Source organism: Massilia arenae (genome assembly GCF_008014745.1).
In the GTDB taxonomy this organism is placed as follows: domain Bacteria; phylum Pseudomonadota; class Gammaproteobacteria; order Burkholderiales; family Burkholderiaceae_D; genus Telluria; species Telluria arenae.
On the sequence record NZ_VPFD01000005.1, the window covers coordinates 42,913 to 65,790 of the forward strand.

The 22,878-nt window shown below is 68.0% G+C and carries 19 protein-coding genes; 15 read left to right on the top strand and 4 right to left on the bottom strand.

Annotated elements, in window-relative coordinates:
• Positions 1-37: 37 nt before the first annotated feature.
• Positions 38-523 carry an Lrp/AsnC ligand binding domain-containing protein gene (locus FVD38_RS06510; RefSeq protein ID WP_147934072.1) on the bottom strand — a complete coding sequence of 162 codons (486 nt, stop codon included), beginning with the start codon at positions 521-523 and terminating at the stop codon, positions 38-40.
• A 108-nt stretch (positions 524-631) separates the two neighbouring features.
• Between FVD38_RS06510 and FVD38_RS06515 the strand changes: the two genes are divergently transcribed.
• From FVD38_RS06515 to gudD, 6 genes are all read left to right on the top strand, one after another.
• On the top strand, positions 632-1,921 hold the full coding sequence (locus FVD38_RS06515) for a D-amino acid dehydrogenase (protein ID WP_147934073.1): 1,290 nt from the start codon (positions 632-634) through the stop codon (positions 1,919-1,921).
• 4 nt (positions 1,922-1,925) lie between these two features.
• Positions 1,926-3,062: an alanine racemase gene (alr, locus tag FVD38_RS06520; protein WP_147934074.1), complete on the top strand. Its 1,137-nt coding sequence runs from the start codon at positions 1,926-1,928 to the stop codon at positions 3,060-3,062.
• A 69-nt stretch (positions 3,063-3,131) separates the two neighbouring features.
• Complete coding sequence (locus FVD38_RS06525) at positions 3,132-4,016, top strand: LysR substrate-binding domain-containing protein (RefSeq protein WP_147934075.1); 885 nt, start codon at positions 3,132-3,134, stop codon at positions 4,014-4,016.
• A gap of 164 nt (positions 4,017-4,180) precedes the next feature.
• Positions 4,181-5,254 carry a porin gene (locus tag FVD38_RS06530; protein ID WP_147934076.1) on the top strand — a complete coding sequence of 358 codons (1,074 nt, stop codon included), beginning with the start codon at positions 4,181-4,183 and terminating at the stop codon, positions 5,252-5,254.
• 32 nt (positions 5,255-5,286) lie between these two features.
• Complete coding sequence (locus FVD38_RS06535; RefSeq protein WP_147934077.1) at positions 5,287-6,255, top strand: Bug family tripartite tricarboxylate transporter substrate binding protein; 969 nt, start codon at positions 5,287-5,289, stop codon at positions 6,253-6,255.
• Positions 6,256-6,303: 48 nt separating this feature from the next.
• Positions 6,304-7,644: a glucarate dehydratase gene (gene gudD / locus FVD38_RS06540; protein ID WP_147934078.1), complete on the top strand. Its 1,341-nt coding sequence runs from the start codon at positions 6,304-6,306 to the stop codon at positions 7,642-7,644.
• A 37-nt stretch (positions 7,645-7,681) separates the two neighbouring features.
• On the opposite strand, the gene FVD38_RS06545 is transcribed toward gudD, so the two are convergent.
• On the bottom strand, positions 7,682-8,371 hold the full coding sequence (locus FVD38_RS06545) for an SOS response-associated peptidase family protein (RefSeq protein WP_147934079.1): 690 nt from the start codon (positions 8,369-8,371) through the stop codon (positions 7,682-7,684).
• A gap of 109 nt (positions 8,372-8,480) precedes the next feature.
• Between FVD38_RS06545 and FVD38_RS06550 the strand changes: the two genes are divergently transcribed.
• Complete coding sequence (locus FVD38_RS06550; protein WP_147934080.1) at positions 8,481-11,678, top strand: hybrid sensor histidine kinase/response regulator; 3,198 nt, start codon at positions 8,481-8,483, stop codon at positions 11,676-11,678.
• Positions 11,679-11,703: 25 nt separating this feature from the next.
• Here FVD38_RS06550 and FVD38_RS06555 read toward each other — a convergent pair whose 3' ends face one another.
• Positions 11,704-12,786: a chemotaxis protein CheW gene (locus FVD38_RS06555; RefSeq protein ID WP_147934081.1), complete on the bottom strand. Its 1,083-nt coding sequence runs from the start codon at positions 12,784-12,786 to the stop codon at positions 11,704-11,706.
• Here FVD38_RS06555 and FVD38_RS06560 point away from each other — a divergent pair.
• The 7 genes from FVD38_RS06560 (at position 12,742) to FVD38_RS06590 (ending at position 19,695) form a co-directional block, all read left to right on the top strand.
• Positions 12,742-13,992: a CLIPPER-2 domain-containing protein gene (locus FVD38_RS06560; protein WP_147934082.1), complete on the top strand. Its 1,251-nt coding sequence runs from the start codon at positions 12,742-12,744 to the stop codon at positions 13,990-13,992. The genes FVD38_RS06555 and FVD38_RS06560 overlap by 45 nt on opposite strands.
• A 254-nt stretch (positions 13,993-14,246) precedes the next feature.
• Complete coding sequence (locus FVD38_RS06565) at positions 14,247-14,906, top strand: response regulator (RefSeq protein WP_147934083.1); 660 nt, start codon at positions 14,247-14,249, stop codon at positions 14,904-14,906.
• A gap of 15 nt (positions 14,907-14,921) precedes the next feature.
• Entirely contained in the window at positions 14,922-16,514 is a 1,593-nt protein-coding gene (locus FVD38_RS06570; RefSeq protein ID WP_147934084.1) for a sensor histidine kinase, read from the top strand.
• Positions 16,515-16,644: 130 nt separating this feature from the next.
• Positions 16,645-17,334, top strand: coding sequence for a response regulator (locus tag FVD38_RS06575; protein ID WP_147934085.1), 690 nt, complete (start codon positions 16,645-16,647; stop codon positions 17,332-17,334).
• A gap of 2 nt (positions 17,335-17,336) precedes the next feature.
• On the top strand, positions 17,337-18,911 hold the full coding sequence (locus FVD38_RS06580) for a sensor histidine kinase (protein ID WP_187271498.1): 1,575 nt from the start codon (positions 17,337-17,339) through the stop codon (positions 18,909-18,911).
• Between the two features lie 2 nt (positions 18,912-18,913).
• On the top strand, positions 18,914-19,279 hold the full coding sequence (locus tag FVD38_RS06585; RefSeq protein ID WP_147934217.1) for a response regulator transcription factor: 366 nt from the start codon (positions 18,914-18,916) through the stop codon (positions 19,277-19,279).
• A 50-nt stretch (positions 19,280-19,329) separates the two neighbouring features.
• Positions 19,330-19,695, top strand: a complete 366-nt coding sequence (locus FVD38_RS06590; protein WP_147934087.1) for a VOC family protein — start codon at positions 19,330-19,332, stop codon at positions 19,693-19,695.
• A 17-nt stretch (positions 19,696-19,712) separates the two neighbouring features.
• Here the strand turns inward: FVD38_RS06590 and FVD38_RS06595 are convergent, their stop codons facing one another.
• Complete coding sequence (locus FVD38_RS06595; RefSeq protein WP_229493462.1) at positions 19,713-21,968, bottom strand: sensor histidine kinase; 2,256 nt, start codon at positions 21,966-21,968, stop codon at positions 19,713-19,715.
• A gap of 311 nt (positions 21,969-22,279) precedes the next feature.
• Here FVD38_RS06595 and FVD38_RS06600 point away from each other — a divergent pair, with 311 nt between their 5' ends.
• Positions 22,280-22,609 (top strand): hypothetical protein, encoded by a 330-nt coding sequence (locus FVD38_RS06600; protein WP_147934089.1) that lies wholly within the window; start codon positions 22,280-22,282, stop codon positions 22,607-22,609.
• Positions 22,610-22,878: the final 269 nt, after the last annotated feature.

Below are 22,878 nucleotides of genomic sequence, written 5' to 3' on the forward strand. Positions count from 1 at the left end.
CAGATCCCTGCGGTTTTTGCGGGATCGACGATGCCGATCAGCGCGGAATCGACAGCGCCAGCGTTTCCTTCAGCTCTTCCATCACCACATAGCTCTTCGACTGGCCGGCGTCGGCCACGTGCAGGATCTCGCCCAGCAGGCGCCGGTATTCGGACATCTCGGGAATGCGCGCCTTGATCAGGTAGTCGAAGTCGCCCGACACCAGATGGCATTCCATCACCTCGGGAATCGCCAGCATCGCGCGCCGGAAGCGCTCGAAGGCCTTGTCGGATTTCTGGTGCAGGTTAATCTCGACAAACACCAGGATCTGCATGCCCAGCGCCTGCGGATTGATGCGCGCGTAGTAGCCCTGGATGACGCCGTCGCGCTCCATGCGCTTGACCCGCTCGATACAGGGCGTCAGCGACAGCCCGACCTGCTCGGCCAGGTCCTTCATCACGATCCGCGCATCCTGCTGCAGGATGGACAGGATGTGCAGGTCGATCCGGTCCAGGATGCGGCTCGAGGCTTTTTGTACGCGCATGGCTTCAATCCAGAATATTTGCTGAAAAATGACCTATTAACAGAAACAATTATCTCCCTACCCGCGATACGATGGCAACCTTTTCTGGATTCAGCTTTCGAGGAACGTATGCGAGTCATCGTATTGGGCAGCGGCGTGGTCGGCGTCACCACCGCGTATTACCTGGCGCAGGCCGGCCATGAGGTCACCGTCATCGACCGCCAGCCCGGTCCGGCCCTCGAGACCAGTTTCGCCAATGCCGGCCAGATCTCGCCCGGCTATGCCTCGCCCTGGGCCGCGCCCGGCATTCCGCTCAAGGCCGCCAAGTGGCTGTTCCAGCGCCACGCGCCGCTGGCGATCCGTCCCGACGGCTCGCTGTTCCAGCTGCAGTGGATGTGGGAGATGTACCGCAACTGCGATCCAGGCCGCTACGCCGTCAACAAGGAACGCATGGTGCGCCTGGCCGAATACAGCCGCGACTGCATGCGCGCGCTGCGGCGCGACACCGGCATCGCCTATGAGGGCCGCCAGCAGGGCACGGTGCAGCTGTTCCGCACCCGCCAGCAGTTCGACGGCGCGGCCAAGGACATCGAGGTGCTGCGCAACGCCGGCGTGGCCTATGAAGTGCTGGAAGGCGCTCAGCTGGCCACGGCCGAGCCGGCGCTGGCCAATGTGGCCGACAAGCTGGTCGGCGGCCTGCGCCTGCCGAATGACGAAACCGGCGACTGCCAGCTGTTTACCACCCGCCTCACCGCCATGGCGCGCGAGCTGGGCGTGCGCTTCGAATTCGACACCGCGATCCGTTATCTGAATGAAGCGGGGGGCGAGATCGCCTCCGTCATGACCGACAAGGGCGAGTTCAAGGCCGACCGCTACGTTCTAGCACTGGGCAGCTACTCGCGCCTGCTGCTGCAGCGCTGGTTCCCGCTGCCGGTCTATCCAATGAAAGGTTATTCGCTGACGGTGCCGATCACGGACGCCGCCCGCGCGCCGGTGTCGACCATCCTCGACGAAACCTACAAGATCGCCGTGACCCGCTTCGACGACCGCATCCGCGTCGGCGGCATGGCCGAGCTCTCCGGCTACAACCTCGACCTGAACCCGCGCCGCCGTGAAACCCTGGAGCTGGTCGTCAACGACCTGTTCCCGGGCGCCGGCGACACCGCCCAGGCCAGCTTCTGGACCGGCCTGCGCCCGATGACGCCGGACAGCACCCCGGTGGTGGGCGCCACGCCGCTGCGCAACCTGTTCCTGAATACCGGCCACGGCACGCTGGGCTGGACCATGGCGGCCGGCTCGGCCAGCGTGATCGCCGACCTGGTGGGCGGCAAGGCGCCGTCGATCCGCGCCGACGACCTGGCCGTGTTCCGCTACGCGGGCAGCAGCGGCGCCGCCGGCGGCAAGCTGGCGCAGGCTTGACGCCATGAGCGACGAGGCAAGCTGCGCCCGCGCCGGGGCCATCCTCACGGTCGATCTGGCCGCGGTGCGCGCCAACTATCGCCTGCTGCGCGAACGCGGCCAGGCCGGTGGCGCGCAAGCCGCCTGCGCGGCGGTGCTCAAGGCCGACGCTTACGGGCTCGGCATGGACAAGGTTGCGCAAGCGCTGGTGCGAGAAGGCTGCCGCAGCTTCTTCGTGGCCCATCTGGACGAAGGCATCCGCCTGCGCCAACTCGTGCCCGCGGATTGCACCATCCACGTGATGCATGGCGCGATGCCGGGCACGGCGCGCGACTGCGTCGGGCACGACCTGGTGCCGGTGTTGAACGACCCCGGCCAGGTGGCCGAATGGCGTGCGCTGGCTTGCGAGCTTGGGCGCGAGCTGCCGGCCGCCCTCCAGGTCGACACCGGCATGTCGCGCATGGGCCTGGCCCCGTTTGACCTCGACCGGCTGCGCCAGGACCCGGCCTGGCTCGAAGGCATCGACCTGCGCCTGTTGATGAGCCACCTGGCCTGCGCCGACGTGCCGGCGCATCCGCTCAACGAACGCCAGCGCCAGCGTTTCGACGAGGTGCGCGCGCTGTTCCCCGGCGTGCCGGCCAGCCTGGCCAACTCCTCGGGCGTGTTCCTGGGCAGCGCCTGGCACTTCGACCTGCTGCGCCCGGGCTGCGCGCTATACGGCATCAATCCCCAGCCCGGCCACGCCAATCCGCTGGCGCAGGCGGTGTCGCTGGCGGCGCGCGTGGTGCAGCTGCGCACCGTGGCCGCCGGCGACATCGTCGGCTATGGCGCGCGCTATGTCGCGCCGGGCGAGCGCCGCATCGCCACTATCGCCATCGGCTATGCCGACGGCTGGCTGCGCGCCCTCACCGGCCACTCGCAGGCGTTTGTCGACGGCGTGGCCGTGCCCTTCGCCGGCACCGTGTCGATGGACAGCATCACGCTCGACGTCACCGGCATCCCCGAAGCGAGGATCGCGCCCGGCCAGACGGTCGACCTCCTGTGCCCGCAGCAGACGGTGGACGAGGTCGCGGGCCAGGCCGGCACCATCGGCTACGAAGTATTGACCCGCCTGGGCGGGCGCTTCGCGCGCCGTTATCTCGGACTGCCGGCGCAAGGGTAAGGCCAAAACCCGGCGCCGCGGTTACCATGCTCGCTGCGGCGACCTGCCGCAGCAGCCCGGGAGTCCACCTTGTTCGAAATCAGCCAGCTTCGCTGCTTCGTCGCCGTCGCCGAAGAACTTCACTTCAGCCGGGCGGCGGAGCGTCTGAACATGACACAGCCGCCGCTGAGCCGCCAGATCCGCCTGCTCGAGCCTAGCGTCGGCGTGGCCCTGCTCGAGCGCAGCAGCCGTTCCGTCACCCTCACCGCCGCCGGCAAGGCCTTTTTGCCGGAAGCCGCCCGCATCCTGCGCCTGGCCCAGGAGGCGGCGGTCAAGGCGCGCCGCACGGCCAGGGGCGAGCAAGGCACGCTCTCGATAGGCTTTTCCGCCGCCTCTGGCTACAGCCTGCTGCCGGCGGTCGTGCGCGCCATTCGCCAGGTCTGCCCTGAAGTGGCGCTCAACCTCAAGGAGCTCGTGAGTACGGCGCAGGTCGAGGCGCTCAACGCGGGCGAGATCGACCTGGCCCTGATGCGGCCGCACCCCATCAACAGCGAACTGGAAAGCGTATTGATGGTCACCGAGTCGCTCATGCTGGCGGTCCAGGCGAGCGAAGCCCACGCGTGGCCGGCCGAACCCACCCTGCAATGCCTGCACGGCCGTCCTTTCGTCATGTACTCGCCCTACGAGGCGCGGCCCTTCTACCAGATGCTCAGCGAACGCTTCGCCAGGGCCGGCGTCGTGCCCGACGTCGTCGAGTACATCGGACAGGTCCACACCATGCTGGCCCTGGTCGGCGCCGGCATGGGGGCGGCCCTGATCGCCGAAGGTGCCTGCCGCCTGCAGTTCGAAGGCGTCGTCACGCGCCGCATGACGACCGAGCCGGTCCACCTGGTGGGCGCCTACCGCCGCAGCAATGACAACCCCGTGCTCGCGCTGTTCAAGCAGCACGTGCTGACCTCGTTTCACCAGGGCTGAACCGCCCTGTCGCCGTGATCGATTCAAATATTGAATCGGACACGACAGTATTTGAATTGTCCGGGAATCGATCTCCACCCTATGATGGCTCTGCCTCGCCGGCATGACCTGGCGCCGGCTGCGTACGGATGACAAACAATCCGGCCATATAACAGGAGACAAACATGAAACAACTGGCAGCGCTGGTGCTGGCCTGCGGCAGCACCGTCGTCCACGCGCAGACGGCCGTGACCTTCTACGGCATCGTCGATGCCGCGATCGTGGTCGAGGATGGCGGCGGCAACGGGCGGATCACCAAGGTCACCAGCGGCGCCGGCGCCGCCTCGCGCTTCGGCTTTCGCGGGGTGGAAGACTTCGGCAACGGCGTGTCGGCCTTCTTCACCCTCGAAGGAGGTACCAAGATCGACACCGGCGAAATCGATGCCGCCGGCACGATCTTCAACCGCCAGTCTCTGGTCGGCCTGCGCGGCGCCTACGGCGCGGTCGCCGTGGGCCGCCAGTACACGCCCTACCACACGGCGATGGTGACCATCGTCGATCCGTTCAGCACCGGCTATGCGGGCAGCGCAAAAAGCCTGTTCCCCCACAACGGCACCAATATCCGCACCAGCAACACCATCACCTATGCGACGCCCAAGGTCAACGGCTTCGACGCCGAGCTGGCGTACAGCGTCGGCGAACAGGACGATTCCTCGGTCGGACGCCAGTTCGGCGGCGCGCTCGGTTACGCGGCCAGCGCGCTGGCGCTGCGCCTGGTCTACAACAACAAGAACACCGATGTCCCGGCCAGCGGCGCCACGCCGGCAGTGGAACGCACGCTGGGCCGCAACTACCTGCTGGCCGCATCGTACAAGCTGGCCCGCGTCAAGCTGCATGCGGGCTTCGGCGTCGACAAGGGCTTCAATGCGGCGCCGCTGATCAACCCGAACAATCCCTATGGCGGAGTCAGGCCGACGCCGTCGACGGACGGACGCAGCGTCCTGCTCGGCATCACGGCGCCGATCGGCGCCGGCACCCTGATGGCGTCGGTGCTGCACAAGGACGACCGCACGGCATTCAACCAGGATGCCAATGCCTGGGGCATCGGCTACCTGTACGCGCTGTCGAAACGCACCGGCCTGTACGCGGCCTATGGCCACGTCGACAACCGCAACGGCGCCGGCTATACCATTGCGAACAATACCGAAGCGGGCAGCGGCGACACCGGCTACAACCTGGGCATGCGCCACAGCTTCTGATCACGCTCGAACACTTACAACGAGGAGACACCATGAAAATGAATACGACCGTTTCGTCCCTGCTGCTGGGATTGGCGTTGATGGGCGGCGCGCAGGCGGCGCCCTATCCGGCCAAGGCGATCACCGCCGTCGTGCCCTTCCCATCCGGGGGATCGACCGACGCCATCGCCCGCGCGATCGGCCCGAAAATCAGCGCCGCCCTGGGCCAGCCCTGGGTGGTCGACAACCGACCGGGCGCCACCGGCGCGATCGGCGCCGGCTACGTCAAGCGCGCGGCCCCCGATGGCTATACGCTGATGGTGGCCTCGATCGCGGTGTACTCGGTCAATCCCCTGCTCCAGAAGCGGCTGCCCTACGATCCATCGAAGGACTTCGACCTGTTGACGGTGGCGGTGCAGGCCCCGAACGTACTGGTGACGAATGCCACCGTTCCCGCCAACACGGTGGGCGACTTCATCGCCTACCTGAAGAAAAATCCCGGCAAGGTAACCTTCGCCACCTCGGGCGCGGGCAGCTCGGACCACCTGACCGCGGCGCTGTTCTGGCAAAAGACCGGCACCTCGGGGCTGCACGTGCCCTACAAGGGCGGCGCGCCGGCAATCACCGACCTGCTGGGCGGCCACGCCAACGTCTCGTTCCAGAACATCAACGTCGTGCTCAGCCATATCAAGTCCGGCAAGCTCAGGGCCCTGGCCGTGACCGGCGCCAACCGGTCGGCGGCGCTGCCCAACGTACCCACGCTCGCCGAATCGGGCGTCAAGGACGTCGACGTGTACTCGTGGCAGGCCATCGCCGCGCCGAAGGGATTGCCGAAAGAGGTCAAGACCAGGCTGCACACGACCATCGTGAACGCGCTGCGCGACCCGCAGATCAAGGGCAAGCTCAATGAGCAGGGATTCGAGATCGTGGCCTCGTCGCCAGAGCAGTTCGCCACATTCCAGGCCCGGGAACTGGCGCGCTGGCGCGACGTGATCACCAACGGCAAGATCGAGATCGAATAATCCTGCGCATGCGCTTTCCTGACCTTCCACTTTCCTGACCATCCCATCATGCGCCACCCGAATCTGAATGCCCCCGTCGTCACCAGCCTGCGCGTCGTCCCGGTCGCGGGACAAGACAGCATGCTCCTGAACCTGAGCGGCGCACACGGCCCCTGGTTTACCCGCAACATCGTCATCCTGACCGACAGCGCCGGCAATACCGGCCTGGGCGAGGTTCCCGGCGGCGAGCATATCCGCCAGACCATCGAGGACGCGCGCCCTTTCATCATCGGCGCGACCCTGGGCGACTACAACAAGGTGCTGGCCGCCATGCGCAGCGCCTTCGCCGAGCGCGACCAGGGCGGCCGCGGCCTGCAGACCTTCGACCTGCGCACCACGATCCACGCCGTCACGGCCGTGGAATCGGCGCTGCTCGACCTGCTGGGCCAGTTCATGGGGGTGCCGGTGGCGGCGCTGCTGGGCGACGGCCAGCATCGCGATGCGGTCGAGATGCTGGGCTACCTGTTCTATGTGGGCGAGCGCAAGCGCACGCCGCTGGCCTACCGCAGCGAGCCGGACGCCGACAACGACTGGTACCGCCTGCGCAATGAAGAAGCGCTCACGCCCGAGGCCATCGTGCGGCTGGCCGAGGCCACCCAGGCGCGCTACGGCTTCAACGACTTCAAGCTCAAGGGCGGCGTGCTGTCGGCCGACGAAGAGATGGAAGCGATCGTCGCCCTGCACGAGCGCTTCCCGCAGGCACGCGTGACGCTCGACCCCAACGGTGGCTGGCTGCTGGCCGACGCCATCCGCGTGTGCCGCGACAAGCACGGCATCCTGGCCTATGCCGAAGACCCGTGCGGCGCCGAGAACGGCTTCTCGGGCCGCGAAGTCATGGCCGAATTCCGGCGCGCGACGGGGCTGCGCACCGCCACCAATATGATCGCGACCGACTGGCGCCAGATGGCCCATTCGATCCAGCTGCAATCGGTCGACATACCGCTGGCCGACCCGCATTTCTGGACCATGCAGGGTTCGGTCCGTGTGGCCCAGCTGTGCGAGATGTTCGGCCTGACCTGGGGTTCGCATTCGAACAACCACTTTGACATCTCGCTGGCGATGTTTACGCACGTCGGCGCCGCAGCACCGGGCCGGGTCACGGCGATCGACACCCACTGGATCTGGCAGGATGGCCAGCACCTGACCAGGCAGCCGCTCACCATCGAAGGAGGCATGGTGCAGGTGCCGCAGCGGCCGGGACTGGGCATCGAACTCGACCCCGACAAACTGGAACTGGCGCACCGGGCCTACAAGAACATGGGGCTGGGTGCGCGCGACGATGCGGTCGCCATGCAATACCTGGTGCGCGACTGGAAGTTCGACAACAAACGCCCCTGCCTGGTACGTTGAGCCGGTGGCGAGCGCTTGCCCCGTCTTTAACGCAAGGCTAGAACAGCTCCAGGTTTGGCGAAGGCGGTGGCGCAGCGCGCTTCGGCGCCAGCGGCGCCGGCCACGCTTTCATGGCCTCGGCCGGGTAATGCCGCAGGAAGCTGCGCGCGACGTCGGTATCGCGGCAGGCCAGCCAGTCCCCCACCTCTTCCTGCCCCAGCAGCACCAGCGAGCGTTTCTCGTCGCCCGGCTTGTGCATGCGCCGCATCAGCGGATGGTCGTCGGCGTTGATGGTGACCTGGGTGAACGCGGTCGCCATCGTCCCGTCGGCCTCCTGCCACTCGCGCCACAATCCCGCTACCCAGAACATCGCGTCATCGGCCATGCCGATTGCGGTGCGCTCGGCGCGTCCGCTCTCGTAGCACGGCTCGTAGAACCACAGCATCGGCACCGCGCACAGCTGCAGGCGGCGCCAGGCCGGGGCGAACGAGCGCCGCTCGACCAGCGACTCGGCGCGCGCATTCATGGTGTCGAAGGGTTTCACCTCGGGTGGGATGTGGCGCCGCGGCACCATGCCGTAGCTGGCCACGCAGGCTTCCAGCGGCAAGCCGGGCGCCGCGCGCAGGATCGGCGCCGCGTAATCCTTCCAGGTCTCCTCGGGCCAGTGCCAGTCGTGCGGCAGGATGCTGAAGGCGCCAATGCGGCCATTGAACTGCTCGGGTGTCGGAGGGCGATAATTAACGCACATGAAAAGGACCTGGAAATTGTTGCCTAATAATAACAGCGGCGACGAACATGGCGTCTTCCATGTTAACTGAAGTGTAAAATGCTTCGTCCACTTTTTAGCATTCGCACCGATGCCGCCAGCCAGCCTTCCCTTCCTGCCCGCCACTGACGAGACGTCGCGACTGATACTAGCATTCCCCTGGGATACCACGAGCCTGGGCCCGATCGAAGACTGGCCGACCGTGCTCAAGACCACGGTGGCCCTGATCATGGCCACCCCGGCGCCGATCGTCACCCTGTGGGGCGAGGACGGCTACATGATCTACAACGACGCCTACCGGGTATTCGCCGGCGGCCGCCATCCGGTGCTGCTCGGTTCGAAGGTGCGCGAAGGCTGGCCCGAGGTGGCCGACTTCAACGACAACGTGATGAAGGTGGGCCTGGCGGGCGGCACCCTCAGCTACCAGGACCAGGAACTGACCCTGCACCGCAGCGGCCAGCCCGAGCCGGTCTGGATGAACCTCGATTACTCGCCGATCCGCGACCAGGAAGGCCGCATCGCCGGCGTGATGTCGGTGGTGGTGGAGACGTCGAGCAAGGTCAAGGCCGAACGCCATGTGCGCGCCGAGCGCGAACGCCTGAACAATACGTTCGAGCAGGCGCCCGGCTTCATCTGCCTGCTGGAGGGCGGCGAGCACCGCTATGCCCTGGCCAACGACGCCTACCGCGCGCTGACCGGCAACCGCCCCCTGCTCGGCATGCCGGTGGCGCAGGCGGTGCCCGAACTGGCCGAACACGGCATCGTCGAGGTGCTCGACCGCTGCTTCGCCGACGGCACCACCTTCCGCGCCGAGGGCGTCGAACTCACGCTGCGCAATCCCGGCCTGGACGCGCCGGTACGCACCTTCATCGACTTCGTGCTGCAGCCGCTGCGCGACGCCAACGGCGCCGTGTACGCCACCTTCGTGGAAGGCAACGACGTCACCGAACGGGTGAGCGCCGAACGCGCGCTGCGTTCCAGCGAGGCGCGCTTTCGCACCTTCGCCCAGGCCATGCCCAACCACGTGTGGGCGGCGCGCGAGGACGGCAGCGTGGATTGGATCAACGACCGCGTGCACGAATATGCCAGCGCCGGCGCCGATCCGCAGGGCGTGCTGGGCCGCGGCTGGGGTTCGCTGATACACCCGGACGACGCCGCGCGCTACCGCACGCTATGGGACGCCAGCGTCGCCTCCGGCGCCCCGCTCGACGCCCAGATCCGGCTGCGCCGCCACGACGGCGAATACCGCTGGCACCTGGTGCGCGCGCGACGCTCGCCGGGCGAGGCCGGCGACGGCGTCCTGTGGATCGGCAGCAGCATCGACATCGAGGAACAAAAGCGCGCCAGCGAGGCGCTGGCCACCGTCAACGCCACCCTCGAGGAGCGGGTCGAGCGCCGCACGGCCGAGCGCGACCGCATGTGGCGGCTGTCGAAGGACATCATGCTGGTGGCCGACTTGCAGGGGAGCTTGTCCGCGGTGAACCCGGCCTTCACCAATATCCTCGGCTGGACCGAGGCTGAGGTGCTCGCCACGCCGCTGCTCGACCTGGTGCACCCGGACGACCGCGAACCCACCACGCGCCAGATCGAGGCGCTGCGCCTGGGCGGCCAGGTTTACCGCTTCGAGAATCGCTATCGACGCAAGAACGGCAGCTGGTGCCACCTGTCCTGGACCGCATCTCCCGACGACCACTACATCCACGCGGTGGGCCGCGACATCAGCACCGACCTGGCCCAGATGGAAGCCATGCGGCGCACCGAGGCCGCGCTGCAGCAGGCGCAGAAGATGGAAACCATCGGCAAGCTGACCGGCGGCGTGGCGCACGACTTCAACAACCTGCTGCAGGTCATCGGCGGCAACCTGCAACTGATCGCGCGCCGCGCCGACGGCCTGCCCGAGATCAAAAAACGCGTCGAGAACGCGATGAACGGCGTCGAGCGCGGCGCCAAGCTGGCCAGCTCCCTGCTGTCGTTCGCGCGCCGCCAGCCACTCGAGCCGAAGGCGGTCAAGATCGGCCGCCTGCTGGGCAGCATGGAAGACATGATGCGACGCGCCCTGGGCGAGGAAATCGACGTCGAGATGGTGATGTCGGGCGGCCTGTGGACCACCGAGGTCGACCCGGCCCAGCTCGAGAACGCGATCCTGAACCTGGCGATCAATGCGCGCGACGCCATGGACGGCGCCGGCAAGCTGACCATCGAGGTCGCCAATGCCGCGCTGGACGCCGGTTATTGCGCCGCCCACCCCGAGGTCACGCCCGGCCAGTACGTGCTGCTGGCCGTCAGCGACACCGGCAGCGGCATGCCGCAAGAAGTCATCGACCAGGCCTTCGAACCCTTCTTCTCGACCAAGCCCGAGGGCAAGGGCACCGGGCTGGGGCTGTCGATGGTGTATGGCCTGGTCAAGCAGTCGGGCGGCCACGTCAAGATCTACAGCGAGGTCGGCGAAGGCAGCACGGTCAAGATCTACCTGCCACGCTCGCTGCAGGCCGAGGACCTCGCCGGCGAGCAGCTGGCGCAGCCGGTGACCGGCGGCCACGAGACCGTGCTGGTGGTCGAGGACGACGAACAGGTGCGCCTGACCGTGGTCGACCTGCTGACCGACCTGGGCTACCGGGTGCTGCGCGCCAACGACGCCGCCTCGGCCCTGACCGTGATCGACAGCGGCATCCACATCGACCTGCTGTTCACCGACGTCGTGATGCCGGGCCCCCTGCGCAGCCCGGAGCTGGCCAGGAAGGCGCGCGAGCGCCTGCCGAACGTCGCGGTGCTGTTCACCTCGGGCTATACCGAGAACGCGATCGTGCACGGCGGCCGCCTCGACCCGGGCGTCGAACTGCTGGGCAAGCCGTATACGCGCGATGCCCTGGCGCGCAAGATCCGCCACGTGCTCGCTAACCAGCAGCAGAAGAATGCGGCCCTGCAGCCGTCGTCCGGCGCCGCGGCGCCGGCCGGCTCGAAGGCGCGCGTGCTGCTGGTGGAAGACGAGGACGACATCCGCGACAACACCGCGGAACTGTTGCGCATCATGGGCTACGAGGTACTGGAGGCGGCCAGCGCCGAAGCGGCGCTGGCGCTGCTGGGCAGGCAGCCGGACATCGTGCTGACCGACCTGCAATTGCCGGGGCTGGGCGGCGAGGCCCTTGCGCGGTTGGTGAGGGAAAAGCTGCCGCGCGCGCGGATTGTCTTCATGAGCGGGGCCAGCCACGCATCGGAGGCGGCAGACGCCCTGCTGCCCAAGCCCTACGATGCGGAGCAGCTGGCGGCGCTGCTGGAGAAGCTGGCCTGATTCGCGCGCTTGTCCGGGCAACCGTTCAGGCGCCGCCCAGCTGCCCGCGCAGCGTCGCCAGGAAGCGTTCCTTGTCGAGCAGCGTGCGCACGTCCTCGCGTCCGTCCTCGCCCGGCACCTCGAGCACTTCGGCGGCGTCTCGCCGCATGTCCTCGGGTCCGTTCACGCGCAGCAGCTGCGGCGAAGGACGGCGCTGGCTGTCGGGCAGCGACAGGATGGTGTCCACGCGATCGACCACCAGGCCGAAACGCTCGCCCTCGTGCTCCAGCACCAGGATGCGGCAACCGGAGCGGTCTTCGAGCGGCGCCATGCCGTACAGGGTGCGCAGGTCGATCACGCACACCATCTGCTGGCGCACCTGCATCATGCCGTGCACGCATTCCGGCATGCCGGGCGGACGGGTGACGGGACCGTCGAAACCGACGATCTCGCGCACCTGGCCGATGTCGGCCGCCCAGCCGGTGTCGAGGGAGAACGCCAAGTAGACGCGGCGCGCCCCCACCTTCTTCTCGGCCGCACGGGCGGCGCCGGCTTCGGCCGCGTACAGGCGGCGGTGGCCGGCGCAGATCTCGGCCACCTCGGCATCCGAAAACAGCGCATCGTGCGCCAGGAACAGGCTGTCGCCCAGCTCCGCATTCGGCAGGCAGCCCCGGTACATGGCGCCGCGCGCGGTGCCCAGCATCGGAATCGGCAGGATGTCGGTGTCGAAGTAGGGGCGGATGTCGTCGACCGCGTCGACCAGCAGGCCCATCTGCTCGTCGCCGATGCGCACCACCAGCACCCGCGCATCGTCCGGGTCGCCGGTACCGGGCGCGCACTGCAGCAGCGCGCCGAAATCGACCACGCCGACCGGTGCGCCGCGCAGGTTGAGCCAGCCCTTGCACAGGCGGCCCAGCATCACCGATGGCTGCAATGCCGGCACGCGCATGATTTCCTGGATCGCCTCCATCGCCAGCGCGAAGCGCAGCCCGCCGACGGTGAACGAGATGCACTTGCGGCCTTGCGCCTGGCGCAGGAAGCGCATGCGCCAGGCTTCGCGCGCCACGCTGGCGTGGGCCCGCACTTGCGGCACGTTATCGATGCGCACCAGGCGTGCGGCGTCGAGCATCTGGACGATGCGCGCGCCGTCTTCCAGGGTGATCGCTCCCGCGACCACGCCTTCACCGGCCTGATCCAGCTGTACAACCGCCGCAACGTGCTCACCACACCGGTGCCGGTCGGCATCTCCGGTGGCCCGCTGGGCTCCCTGGGCATACTCAACAGCCTGCAGCTGTACGCCCAGGTGATCGAGCCGCCGTCCTACGTGTGCGGTCCGACCGGCTCGACCTTCTATTCGGCCGCGGTGCGCATCAAGCTCAAGCTCGACCTTCTCACGCTGGCCCCGGTCACCGACACCCTGGTCGGCCTCGGCCTGCTGCAGAGCGCTTCGATCGGCATTGGCAGGTTGGACGTGTATGCCGACGTCGCGCGTGGCCAGGGTAGCCTGGCGGCGGTCAACGCCGCCGCCAAGGCCGTCACCCTGCAGGTCGCGCCGGGCGTGGCCGACCTGTATATCGGCAAGATCGACGACGGCGTCTTCTTCAGCCGCAGCCCCATCCGCGACTCGGACGTCGACTTCGGCGCCATCGGCAACCTGCAGGCGACGCTGGTGCTGGGCCTGGCATCGGTGAATATTCCGCTCGAGGTCAAGAGCATCGTGCGCGCCCAGGCGCCGTTCTCGACCAGCGTGACGATGTCGGGCAACTTCCCCCAGACCCGCACCGTCAGCAGCAGCACGATGTTCGTGACCAATGCCGCCAACAGCCTGGTGACCAACCTGAAGTTTCGCGACATGCCGGGCCTGGGCCTGCTGCAGGGTGTGGTCCAGCCGCTGGTGGTGACGCTGGTGACCAAGGTCGTGTCGCCGCTGCTGGCGCCGGTCCTGTCCGGCGTGGCCGACCCGCTCCTCAAGCTCTTGGGCATCGGCCTGGGCGAGATGGTGGTGACCGTCGAAGGCATCTGCCAGACCTGCGACGATTTCAAGCTGACCAAGGCGGCCGACAAGTCCGCCGCCCTGCCCGGCGCCACCATCACCTATACGATCACCTTCGAGAATACCGGCACCACCACGCTGGGCAACCTGAAGGTCAGCGATCCGACCCCGGCCTACACCACCTATGTGGACAGCAACTGCGGATCGATGCCGGCGGGCCTGTCGTGCACCGTGGCGAGCAAGCCGGAGGTAGGCGCCACCGGCAAGGTCGAGTGGGGCGTCACGGGGACGCTGGCGCCCGGCGCGACAGGCAGCGTCAGCGTGTCGGTCAAGGTCCAGTAGGGCTGGTCACGGAATTCAATCGTGCTGCATAAGTCAGCCACCGCAAGTTACAATAAAGAAACGAATTATCGAGTTTCACTATCGCAAATTGTGAGAATTTGATAGATTGTCGACTTGCCCATGCGTATTTGTTGAGCATGCTGGCAGCCTGTATCATGCTCCGTCGCACGCTCGTGCCAATCCGGCAAGCGTGCGCCGCGCGTTTTTGCCGGCCCATGCCGGCGGGGCGTTTAACCCTATGCACACTTGAATCCATGAAATCGCACAGCAGTCCATCGCCGGCGCAGCCAGATCCCGCTTCCTCGGAAGTCTGTTCGACCAAGGAGGCCGCGAGCCTGCTCGGCGTCTCGCACCGCACCGTGCAATTGTGGGTCGAGGGCGGCGTGCTGCAGGCGTGGAAAACGGCGGGCGGCCACCGCCGTATCCTGCTCACCTCGGTGCACCGGCTGGTGGCGCAGCGCAACCAGGCGGTGGCGGGCGGAGCGCCCGCCAGCCAGCCGGCCGCAGCGGCCGAGCCCTCGTCGGCGCGCCGCATCGTGATGGCCGACGACGACGCCACCCTGCTGCGCCTGTACGAGCTGGAAATTTCCGGCTGGGGCCTGGATGCCGAGCTGATCAAGGCGCGCGACGGTTTCGACGCCCTGATCCGGATCGGCGAAGCCAAGCCCGACCTGTTGATCAGCGACTTGAACATGCCGGGCATGGATGGTTTCCGCATGGTACGTACGCTACGTGCTGATCCGCGTTATGGCAAGATGGCGATCATCGTCATCAGCGGGCTGGACCGGGCAACGATCGCCTCGATGGGCTTGCCGTCCGACATACCGGTGTTCTCCAAACCGGTGCGTTTCCCCGAACTGCGCGCCAAGGTAGAACAGATCCTGGGCGCGGGCGACGGCGCCATGGAGACCTAACCAGGACTGAGAAGAATGCGACACGAGCCGCACAAGATCGTTCGTACCGCCTTGCTTGACCCACAGCCCGACGCCGCGCGCGTCCGGGCACTGCACGAGCTGCAACTGCTCGACACCCCTCCCGAAGAACGCTTCGACCGCATCACCCGCCTCGCCTGCCGCCTGCTCGGCGTGCCGATCTCGCTGGTCGCCCTGGTCGACGCCGAGCGCCAGTGGTTCAAGTCGCGGGTCGGCATCGACCTGCACGAAACGTCGCGCGCCACCTCGTTCTGCACCCATACCATCCAGCACCCCGAAGGCTTGGTGATCGAAGATGCGCGGCTCGACCCGCGCTTCGCCGCCAACCCCTTCGTGCTGGGCGAGCCGCGGGTGCGCTTCTATGCCGGCATTCCGCTGGCCGCGCCTGACGGCAGCCGGGTCGGCGCCCTGTGCGTGATCGACAGCCAGGTGCGCCAGTTCGACCAGGGCCAGATGGCGACCTTGCGCGACCTGGCGGCGATCGCCGGCGACGAGCTGCGTGCGCGGCCGGCCGGCCGCCCCGCACCCGAGGGCTGGGAAAAGGCCCTGGTGGCCCACCTGCCGGACGGGATCCTGATGCTCAACGTGCACGGCGTGATCGTGGCCGCCAATCCGGCCGCCGAAAAGATCTTCGGCGCCAGCGGCGCCATGCTGGCCGGCCGTCCGCTGGGCGAGCTGCTGGACGAAGACCTGGTGGCCCGGCGCCGCGCCGGCCTGCTGGTCGAGGGCTGCCCGTATGAGACGGGTGCGCGGCGCCTGGACGGCAGCCGCTTCCCGGTCGAATTCTCGTACTGCCGCATGGCCTGGGCCGCGCGGCCCAAGTTCGCCGTCACCGTGCGCGACATCACCCAGCGCCGCGCCCAGGAAGAACGCGCGCGCGCCACCGACGCGCGGCGGCGCCACCATTTCGCCACCGCCACCCATGAGCTGCGCACCCCGATGTCGAGCGTGCTGGGCTTTTCCGAGCTGCTGCTCAAGCGCGACTTCGATCCCGCCACCCAGCGCGAGCTGGTCGAGATCATCCACCGCGAATCGGGCCGCCTGGTCGACCTGGTCAACCAGATGCTCGACCTGGCGCGCATCGAGGCCGGCGGCGCGGCCGAACTCAAGCTCGCCGCGGTCGTCCTGCCTCCGCTGGTGGAACAGACCCTGGCCTGCCTGGAAGGCCTGGGCCAGTCGCATCGCGTGCGCACCGACCTTGCGCCCGACTTGCCGCCGCTGGCGGCCGACGCACAAAAGATGCAGCAGGCGCTGACCAATATCGTCAGCAACAGCATCAAGTACTCGGCCCCCGGCACGCCGATCACGCTCCAGGCGCGCCTGGAGCGGCGCGACGGGCGGCTCATGGTCGCGGTCCGGGTGCGCGACCAGGGGCTGGGCATGACGCCCCAACAGCAGGCCCAGGTATTCGATGCCTTCTACCGCGTCGACCGCGATTCCAGCGTGCCCGGCAGCGGCCTGGGCATGACCATCCTCAAGGAAATCGTCGACCTGCACGGCGGCCAGATTACACTCGAATCGCAGCTGGGCGTGGGCACGGAAGTCACACTTTACCTGCCTCCCGCGATCACCGACGACGGCGCCGGATAAGCGTCCCAGAGGGGCTACTGTACCGCTCGCACCACACCGGTACAGCGTTCCAATCATTTGCTCAGCGGTAATTTGATCTACCTGTGGTTTGCCCTTGACAGGCAAATGTGAAACAGTAAAATCAGTAAATATGAAAACCGCCGATCAGCAAGTCACCCAAGGCCCCTCATTCGACCGGGCCGCCTTTTGCACCACCAGGCAGGCCGCCGACCGGATCGGCGTATCGCACCGGACGGTGCAGATGTGGGTCGAGAACGGCACGCTGCAGGCCTGGAAGACGGCAGGCGGCCATCGCCGCATCGCCGTCGACTCGGTCGAGCGCCTGCTGTCCGAGCGCCGCACCGCCCTGGCCGGCGTGCCCCGTCCGATCCCCGCGGCGCGCCCGATCGCGCCGACCGCCTGCGCGCGCAGCGTCCTGATCGTCGACGACGACGCCATCCTGCTGCGCCTGTACGAGCTGGAGATCTCCACCTGGGGCCTGGACCTCGCGGTGCGCAAGGCCAGCAACGGCATCGAGGCGCTGATCCGGATCGGCGAGGCGCGGCCCGACATCCTGGTGAGCGACCTGCACATGCCGGGCCTGGACGGCTTCGGCATGATCCGCACCCTGCGCAACAACCCGGCCACCGCCAGCCTGCCGCTGGTCGTCGTCAGCGGCATGGACAAGCCGATGGTGCTGGCCATGGGACTGCCCGAGGACGTCGCGTATCTCACCAAGCCGGCCCCGCTCGCGGCCCTGCGCGCGGCGGTCACCGCGCGGCTGCCGGCGGCCTCCTGGACAGGGCCAGAATCGCCAACGCACGCCAACGCATACCAATGATAATGAACGAGACACTCCATACTCCCGCCCCGCTGCCCGCCGACGAGGCGCGCCGCTTGCAGGTCCTGATCGACCTCGAGCTCCTGGATTCGCCTCCCGACGAACGCTTCGACCGCATCACGCGGCTGGCGGCGCGCATGTTCAACGTACCCACCGCCCTGGTCAGCCTGATCGATGCCGATCGCCAGTGGTTCAAGTCGCGGGTCGGCCTGGCGCTGCCGGAAACACCACGCTCGGCCTCGTTCTGCGCCCACGCCATCCTGCAGGACGATGTGATGGTGGTGCGCGATGCCTGCGAGGACGCCCGTTTCGCGACCAACCCGCTGGTCCTGGCCGATGCCGGCATCCGCTTCTACGCCGGCTCGCCGATCGAGGTCGGCGACGGCACCCGCATCGGCACCCTGTGCATCATCGACCGCGTGCCGCGCGAGTTCGGCCCGGAAGAACGCACCGTGCTGCGCGACCTGGCCGGCATCGTCGCGGGCGAGGTTGCTGCTCTCGAACTGCGGGCCGCGGTCGAACGCGAGCGGCGCAGCGCGGCGACCGTGCGCGCCCTGCTCGACCACCTGCCGGATGGCGTGCTGCTGTTCGACGCGGCCGGCACGATCCAGTCCTGCAACCCGACCGCCGAGCGCATGTTCGGCGCTCCCTGCCAGGTGCTGGCCGGCCAGGCGTCCAGCGCCCTGATCGGAATCGCCCCGCAGGCGGTGGCGCGCCACGAGGGCACCGGGCGGCGCATCGATGGCAGCACCTTCGCAGCCGACGTCTCGATCGCCGGGATGACGCTCGACGGCCGTGACTACCTGGTGGCGACGGTGCGCGACGTGGCCTGGCACCGCGCCGAGCAGGAACGGGTGCGCGCCGCCAACCGGCGTCGCCACGATTACTTCCGCACCGCCAGCCACGAATTGCGCACGCCGATGGCCAGCATCCTGGGCTTTTCCGAACTGCTGCTCAAGCGCGACTTCGACGCCGCCACCGGGCGCGAGCTGATCGACATCATCCACCGCCAGGCCAATCGCCTGATCGGCCTGGTGAACCAGATGCTCGACCTGGCGCGCATCGACTCCGGCGGTTCGGACCAGCTGCACCCGGCGCCGCTCGACCTGGCCCAGGTGGTGGACAAGGTGAAGGCGGGGATCGAGGACGTGGCGCAGTCGGCCCGCGTTGTGCTGCGCCCGGCCCCGGACCTGCCGCAGGTCCTGGCCGACCCGCAGCGCGTGCCGCAGGCGCTGGCCAATATCGTGGCCAACGCCCTGGCCTATTCGGCGCCGGACAGCAAGGTCGAGATCGACATCGGGCCCCAGGCGCGCGACGGCCGCCCGGGCGCCGCCGTGACCGTCAGCGACCGCGGCGTCGGCATGACACAAGAACAGCGGACCCAGGTCTACGACGCCTTCTGGCGCGCCGGCGCCCTGCCCGACGTGCCGGGCAACGGCCTGGGCATGACCATCGTGCGCGAGATCGTGGCCGTCCATTGCGGCAAGGTGGAAATCGTTTCGCATCCCGGGGACGGCACCCAGGTGACCTTCTGGCTGCCGCGCGACGGCGTGCCCGCCGACCCGGAGGCCTCTTGACGGTGCGCCGCATCCTCGTCGTCGACGACCAGCCCGACCTGCGCCTGCTGATCCGCCTGACCCTGCGTTCGCTGGGCGAGGTGGCCCAGGCCTCGAGCGCCGAGGCCGCGCTGGCCCAGCTGGCGCAAGCCGTGCCCGACCTTCTGATCCTGGACGTGTGGCTGGGCGAAGGCATCAGCGGCCTGCAACTGTGCCGCAAACTGAAGGACGCGCCGGCGACCGCCGGCGTGAAGATCATGCTGCTGTCGGCCTGCGGCCAGCAGAGCGACGTCGCGGCCGGCCTGGCCGCGGGGGCCGATCATTACATGGTCAAGCCCTTCAGTCCCGAGGCGCTGGTGGAGGCGGCGGCGGGCCTGCTCGACGGTTGAGCGGCGCTTTGGCGTAAGATCACGTCTCCACCTCACTTCCGGAGACGTCCATGGGCACGCAAGGCCACCACCACCAGATCGACAACATCGAATTCAACGTCGCCGACATCGCGCGCAGCAAGGCCTTCTATGGCCAGGTGTTCGGCTGGACCTTTATCGACTACGGCCCCGGCTATACCGAATTCCGCGACGGCCGCCTGGCCGGCGGCTTCACGACCGACGGACCAGTGCGCGCCGGCGGCCCGCTGGTGATCCTGTATTCGAACGAGCTGGAAGCGACCCTGCGCCGCGTCGTCGACGCCGGCGCCCGCATCAGCAAGGAGACGTTCACCTTCCCGGGCGGACGGCGCTTCCATTTCGTCGACCCCGACGGCTACGAGCTGGCCGTGTGGACGGCCGACCAGGAAGCCTCCTGAGACTCTAGCTGAAACTCTCAGGCCGCGAGCGCGCGCTGCGCTGCCGCCGTCAGCGGCAGGTCGACGTGAAAGCACGTGCCGCCACCCTCGCGGTCCTCGAACGACAACTCTCCGCCATGCTCGACCATGATCTGGCGGCTGATCGCCAGCCCCAGTCCGGAGCTGGTCTTGCGATCCGCGCTTGCATCGGCCTGGGAGAAGCGCTGGAAGATGCGCGCGCGGAACGCGGGCGGGATGCCCGGCCCGCGGTCGGCCACGGTGATGCGCAGGCCGCGGCTGCCGCGCGCCAGCATCACCTCGATCGCGCCCTGGGGCGGCGAATACTTGAGCGCATTCGACAGCAGGTTCATCAGGACCTGGGTGATGCGGTCGCGGTCGACCTCGACCGGCAACCGTTCCAGGCCCGCTTCGCAAGCGCTGCGCAACTCGACCTGCGCATCCTGGGCCTGGACCCGCATCGCGCCCAGCGCGTCCTCCACGATCGGCATCAGGGGCTGCGGCTTGGGATGGGCCGACAGGCGCCCCGATTCGATCTTTTCCACGTCCAGCATATCGCTCACCAGCCGCACCAGGCGCTCGCAGTGGCGGTGCGCGATCTCGACCAGTTCCCCGACCTCGCCGTCGATCGGTCCGGCCGCGCCGCTCTTCAATAGCGACAGCGAGGCGCGCATCGAGGTCAGCGGAGTTCGCAGCTCGTGCGACACGGTGGCCACCAGTTCGTTCTTCATCTGGTCGACGCGCTTCCTGAGCGAGATATCGTGCAGGAAGATGGAAAAGAAGCTGCGCTCGCCGATGCCGGCGATACCGGCCGTCATCTCGATCGCGAACTCATCGCCCTGGCGCGTGCGCACGATGCGCTCGACGCGGCGGTTCAGGGCGCCCGTGTGGCCGGTGGTGCGGAACTCGACGATGGCGCGCCGCAACGAGTCGTGATAGCGCGGCGGCAGGGTCAGGTCGGCCAGCGGACGGCCGATCGCCTCGTTGCGGCGCCAGCCGAACATGCGCTCGGCCTGGGTATTCCAGTCGGTGACGATGCCGTCCAGGTCCATGCCGATGAAGGCGTCGTGGGCGGTCTCGATGATGGTATTGATGTGCTGCGCGTTCTGCTGGACCATGGCCAGCGCGCTCGCAAGTTCCTGGGTGCGTTCGCTCACCCGCTGTTCCAGCGTGCGGTTGAGCTCTTCCAGCTCGCGCCCGCGCCGCACCAGGTCGGCCAGCAGCGTGTTCAGGGCGCTGGCCAGGCTGCGCACCTCGTCGTACGATCGCTCGTCCGGCACCAGCGGCGCGGCGCTGCCGCGGTGGATGCGGTCGGCGTACACCTGCAGGTTCTTGATCGGACGGGTGATCCAGTTCGCCACCAGCACGCCGGCGATCGAGAACAGCACCGCCAGGCCCACGCCGGTCCACAGCGCATACTGGCCAAGCCGCTGCACCGGCGCATAGGCATTGCCCGCCTCCTGGCGCAGCAGCACGGTCCAGCCAAGGCCGGGATAGTCGGCATAGCCGTCGGTCTGGCTGTAGCCGACCAGGTACTCCTTGCCGTCGCTCCAGCGCTCCAGCACGTAGCCGATGCCGCGCTCGTCCCGCGCGCGGTGCAGGCTGGCGGTATCGATGGTGGTGCCCTGCAGGCCGGGCGGTCCGAGCAGGACCAGGCCCTTGGTATCGACGATCAGGGCGTCCACCTGCCGCCCCTCCTGGATCGGCTCGATCACCGAGCGCTCGACGTCGCGCGCCCACTGCCACGACAGGTGGGCGCCCAGCACCGCGCGCGGCGCACCGTCCGGCGCCTCGATCGGAAACGCGACGTCGACGAAGCGCTGCGGCTCGCCGTTCACCGACGGCAGTAGCTTGGCCAGCAGCAGCGCCTCGTGCACGTCGCCGATGTGGACGCCGGCCAGGGCGTTGGTGAACCACGGCCGGGCTGCGACGCTGGCGCCTTCGAGCAGGCCGCGCGCCGCCACCTGGACCTTGCCGTCCACGGTCGCGATGCCCATCCAGCTGTAGTAGCCATAGCTGCGATGGGCGTCATCGAGCATGCGGCGCTGCGATTCCAGCATCACCTGCGGACCCAGGTCGCCGATGCGAAGCGCCAGCAGATTGACTTCCCGGTAGCGTTCGTACATGCCACGGTCGAGCTTGTCCGCGGCCTGCTGGGCCAGCTCGCCCAGGCCCAAGCCGATGCTGTCGCGCACGTGGTCGCGCGCCTGGTTCTGGACCAGGGCGACCAGGATGATGGTGAGGACGCCGCAAAGAATGGAAGTTGCGAGCGCCATGTATCCTGCCAGGCCCCGGGGAAGCAGGGTGCGCGGCAGATTCCGGACAGTTGGCATACGCATCAACAAGCGTTCATATGGAGTATCTGACTTACCGATTTTACGTGAATAGTTGCCCTACCGGAACTGAAGAGCGGACTGTTCAAGATCTTGCGTGGTCTCCCCACCACAAGCGAAGCCCTTTGATTTCATTCTGCCTAGCAAAAATATATAAACCCTTCCACGCACCCTGGTTTATACTGCAAGCCCTTTTTGTCGCATCCTGTTTGCGACCATCTTTCAAGGGCTTTACGCCAAGGCTGATCCGGACCGTGCGTCGACCGTTGTCACTATTGCTGATGCTGTTCCTGCTGTTCACCCAGCAGGCGTCGCTGTCGCACGCGGTCAGCCACCTGGCGCCGGCCGCAGCGCTTGCGTCGGCAGCAGCAGTCCAGGAAGTCGGCAGCGACACCCAGGAATTCGCGGCCCACGCCTGCGAGCTGTGCGTCGCCGCGGCCCAGTTCGCGGCAGCCCTTCCGGCATCCACCTTCCATCTTCAACCGGCCAATCCGGCCGTCATTCTTCACCACGCCGTCCCCACGCGCGGCATCGAAGCCGCGCCCGCGCTGGCCTTCCGCTCACGCGCCCCGCCCTTCGCCTGATCCGTCGCTGTACCTGAAGTCCGCCCGGCGCCCTGGATTCTCCAGACGCGCGCCCGTGCGTCCTCTCGTTTCGGCCTGACCCGTCGCTGACGGGCCACGGCCATGCACCGGGTCCTCGCCGCACCATGAACATCGTCGCCCATCCGCACGCCGGCATCGGCCGTGCGCGCCCGCGCTCGGCCGTCCGGCCAGCGCGCGCCTGAATTCGCAACGCCGTTGCATCAACCAGCGGCGTTGCCGCGTCCCGCGCATGGCGGGACGAGGCCGCC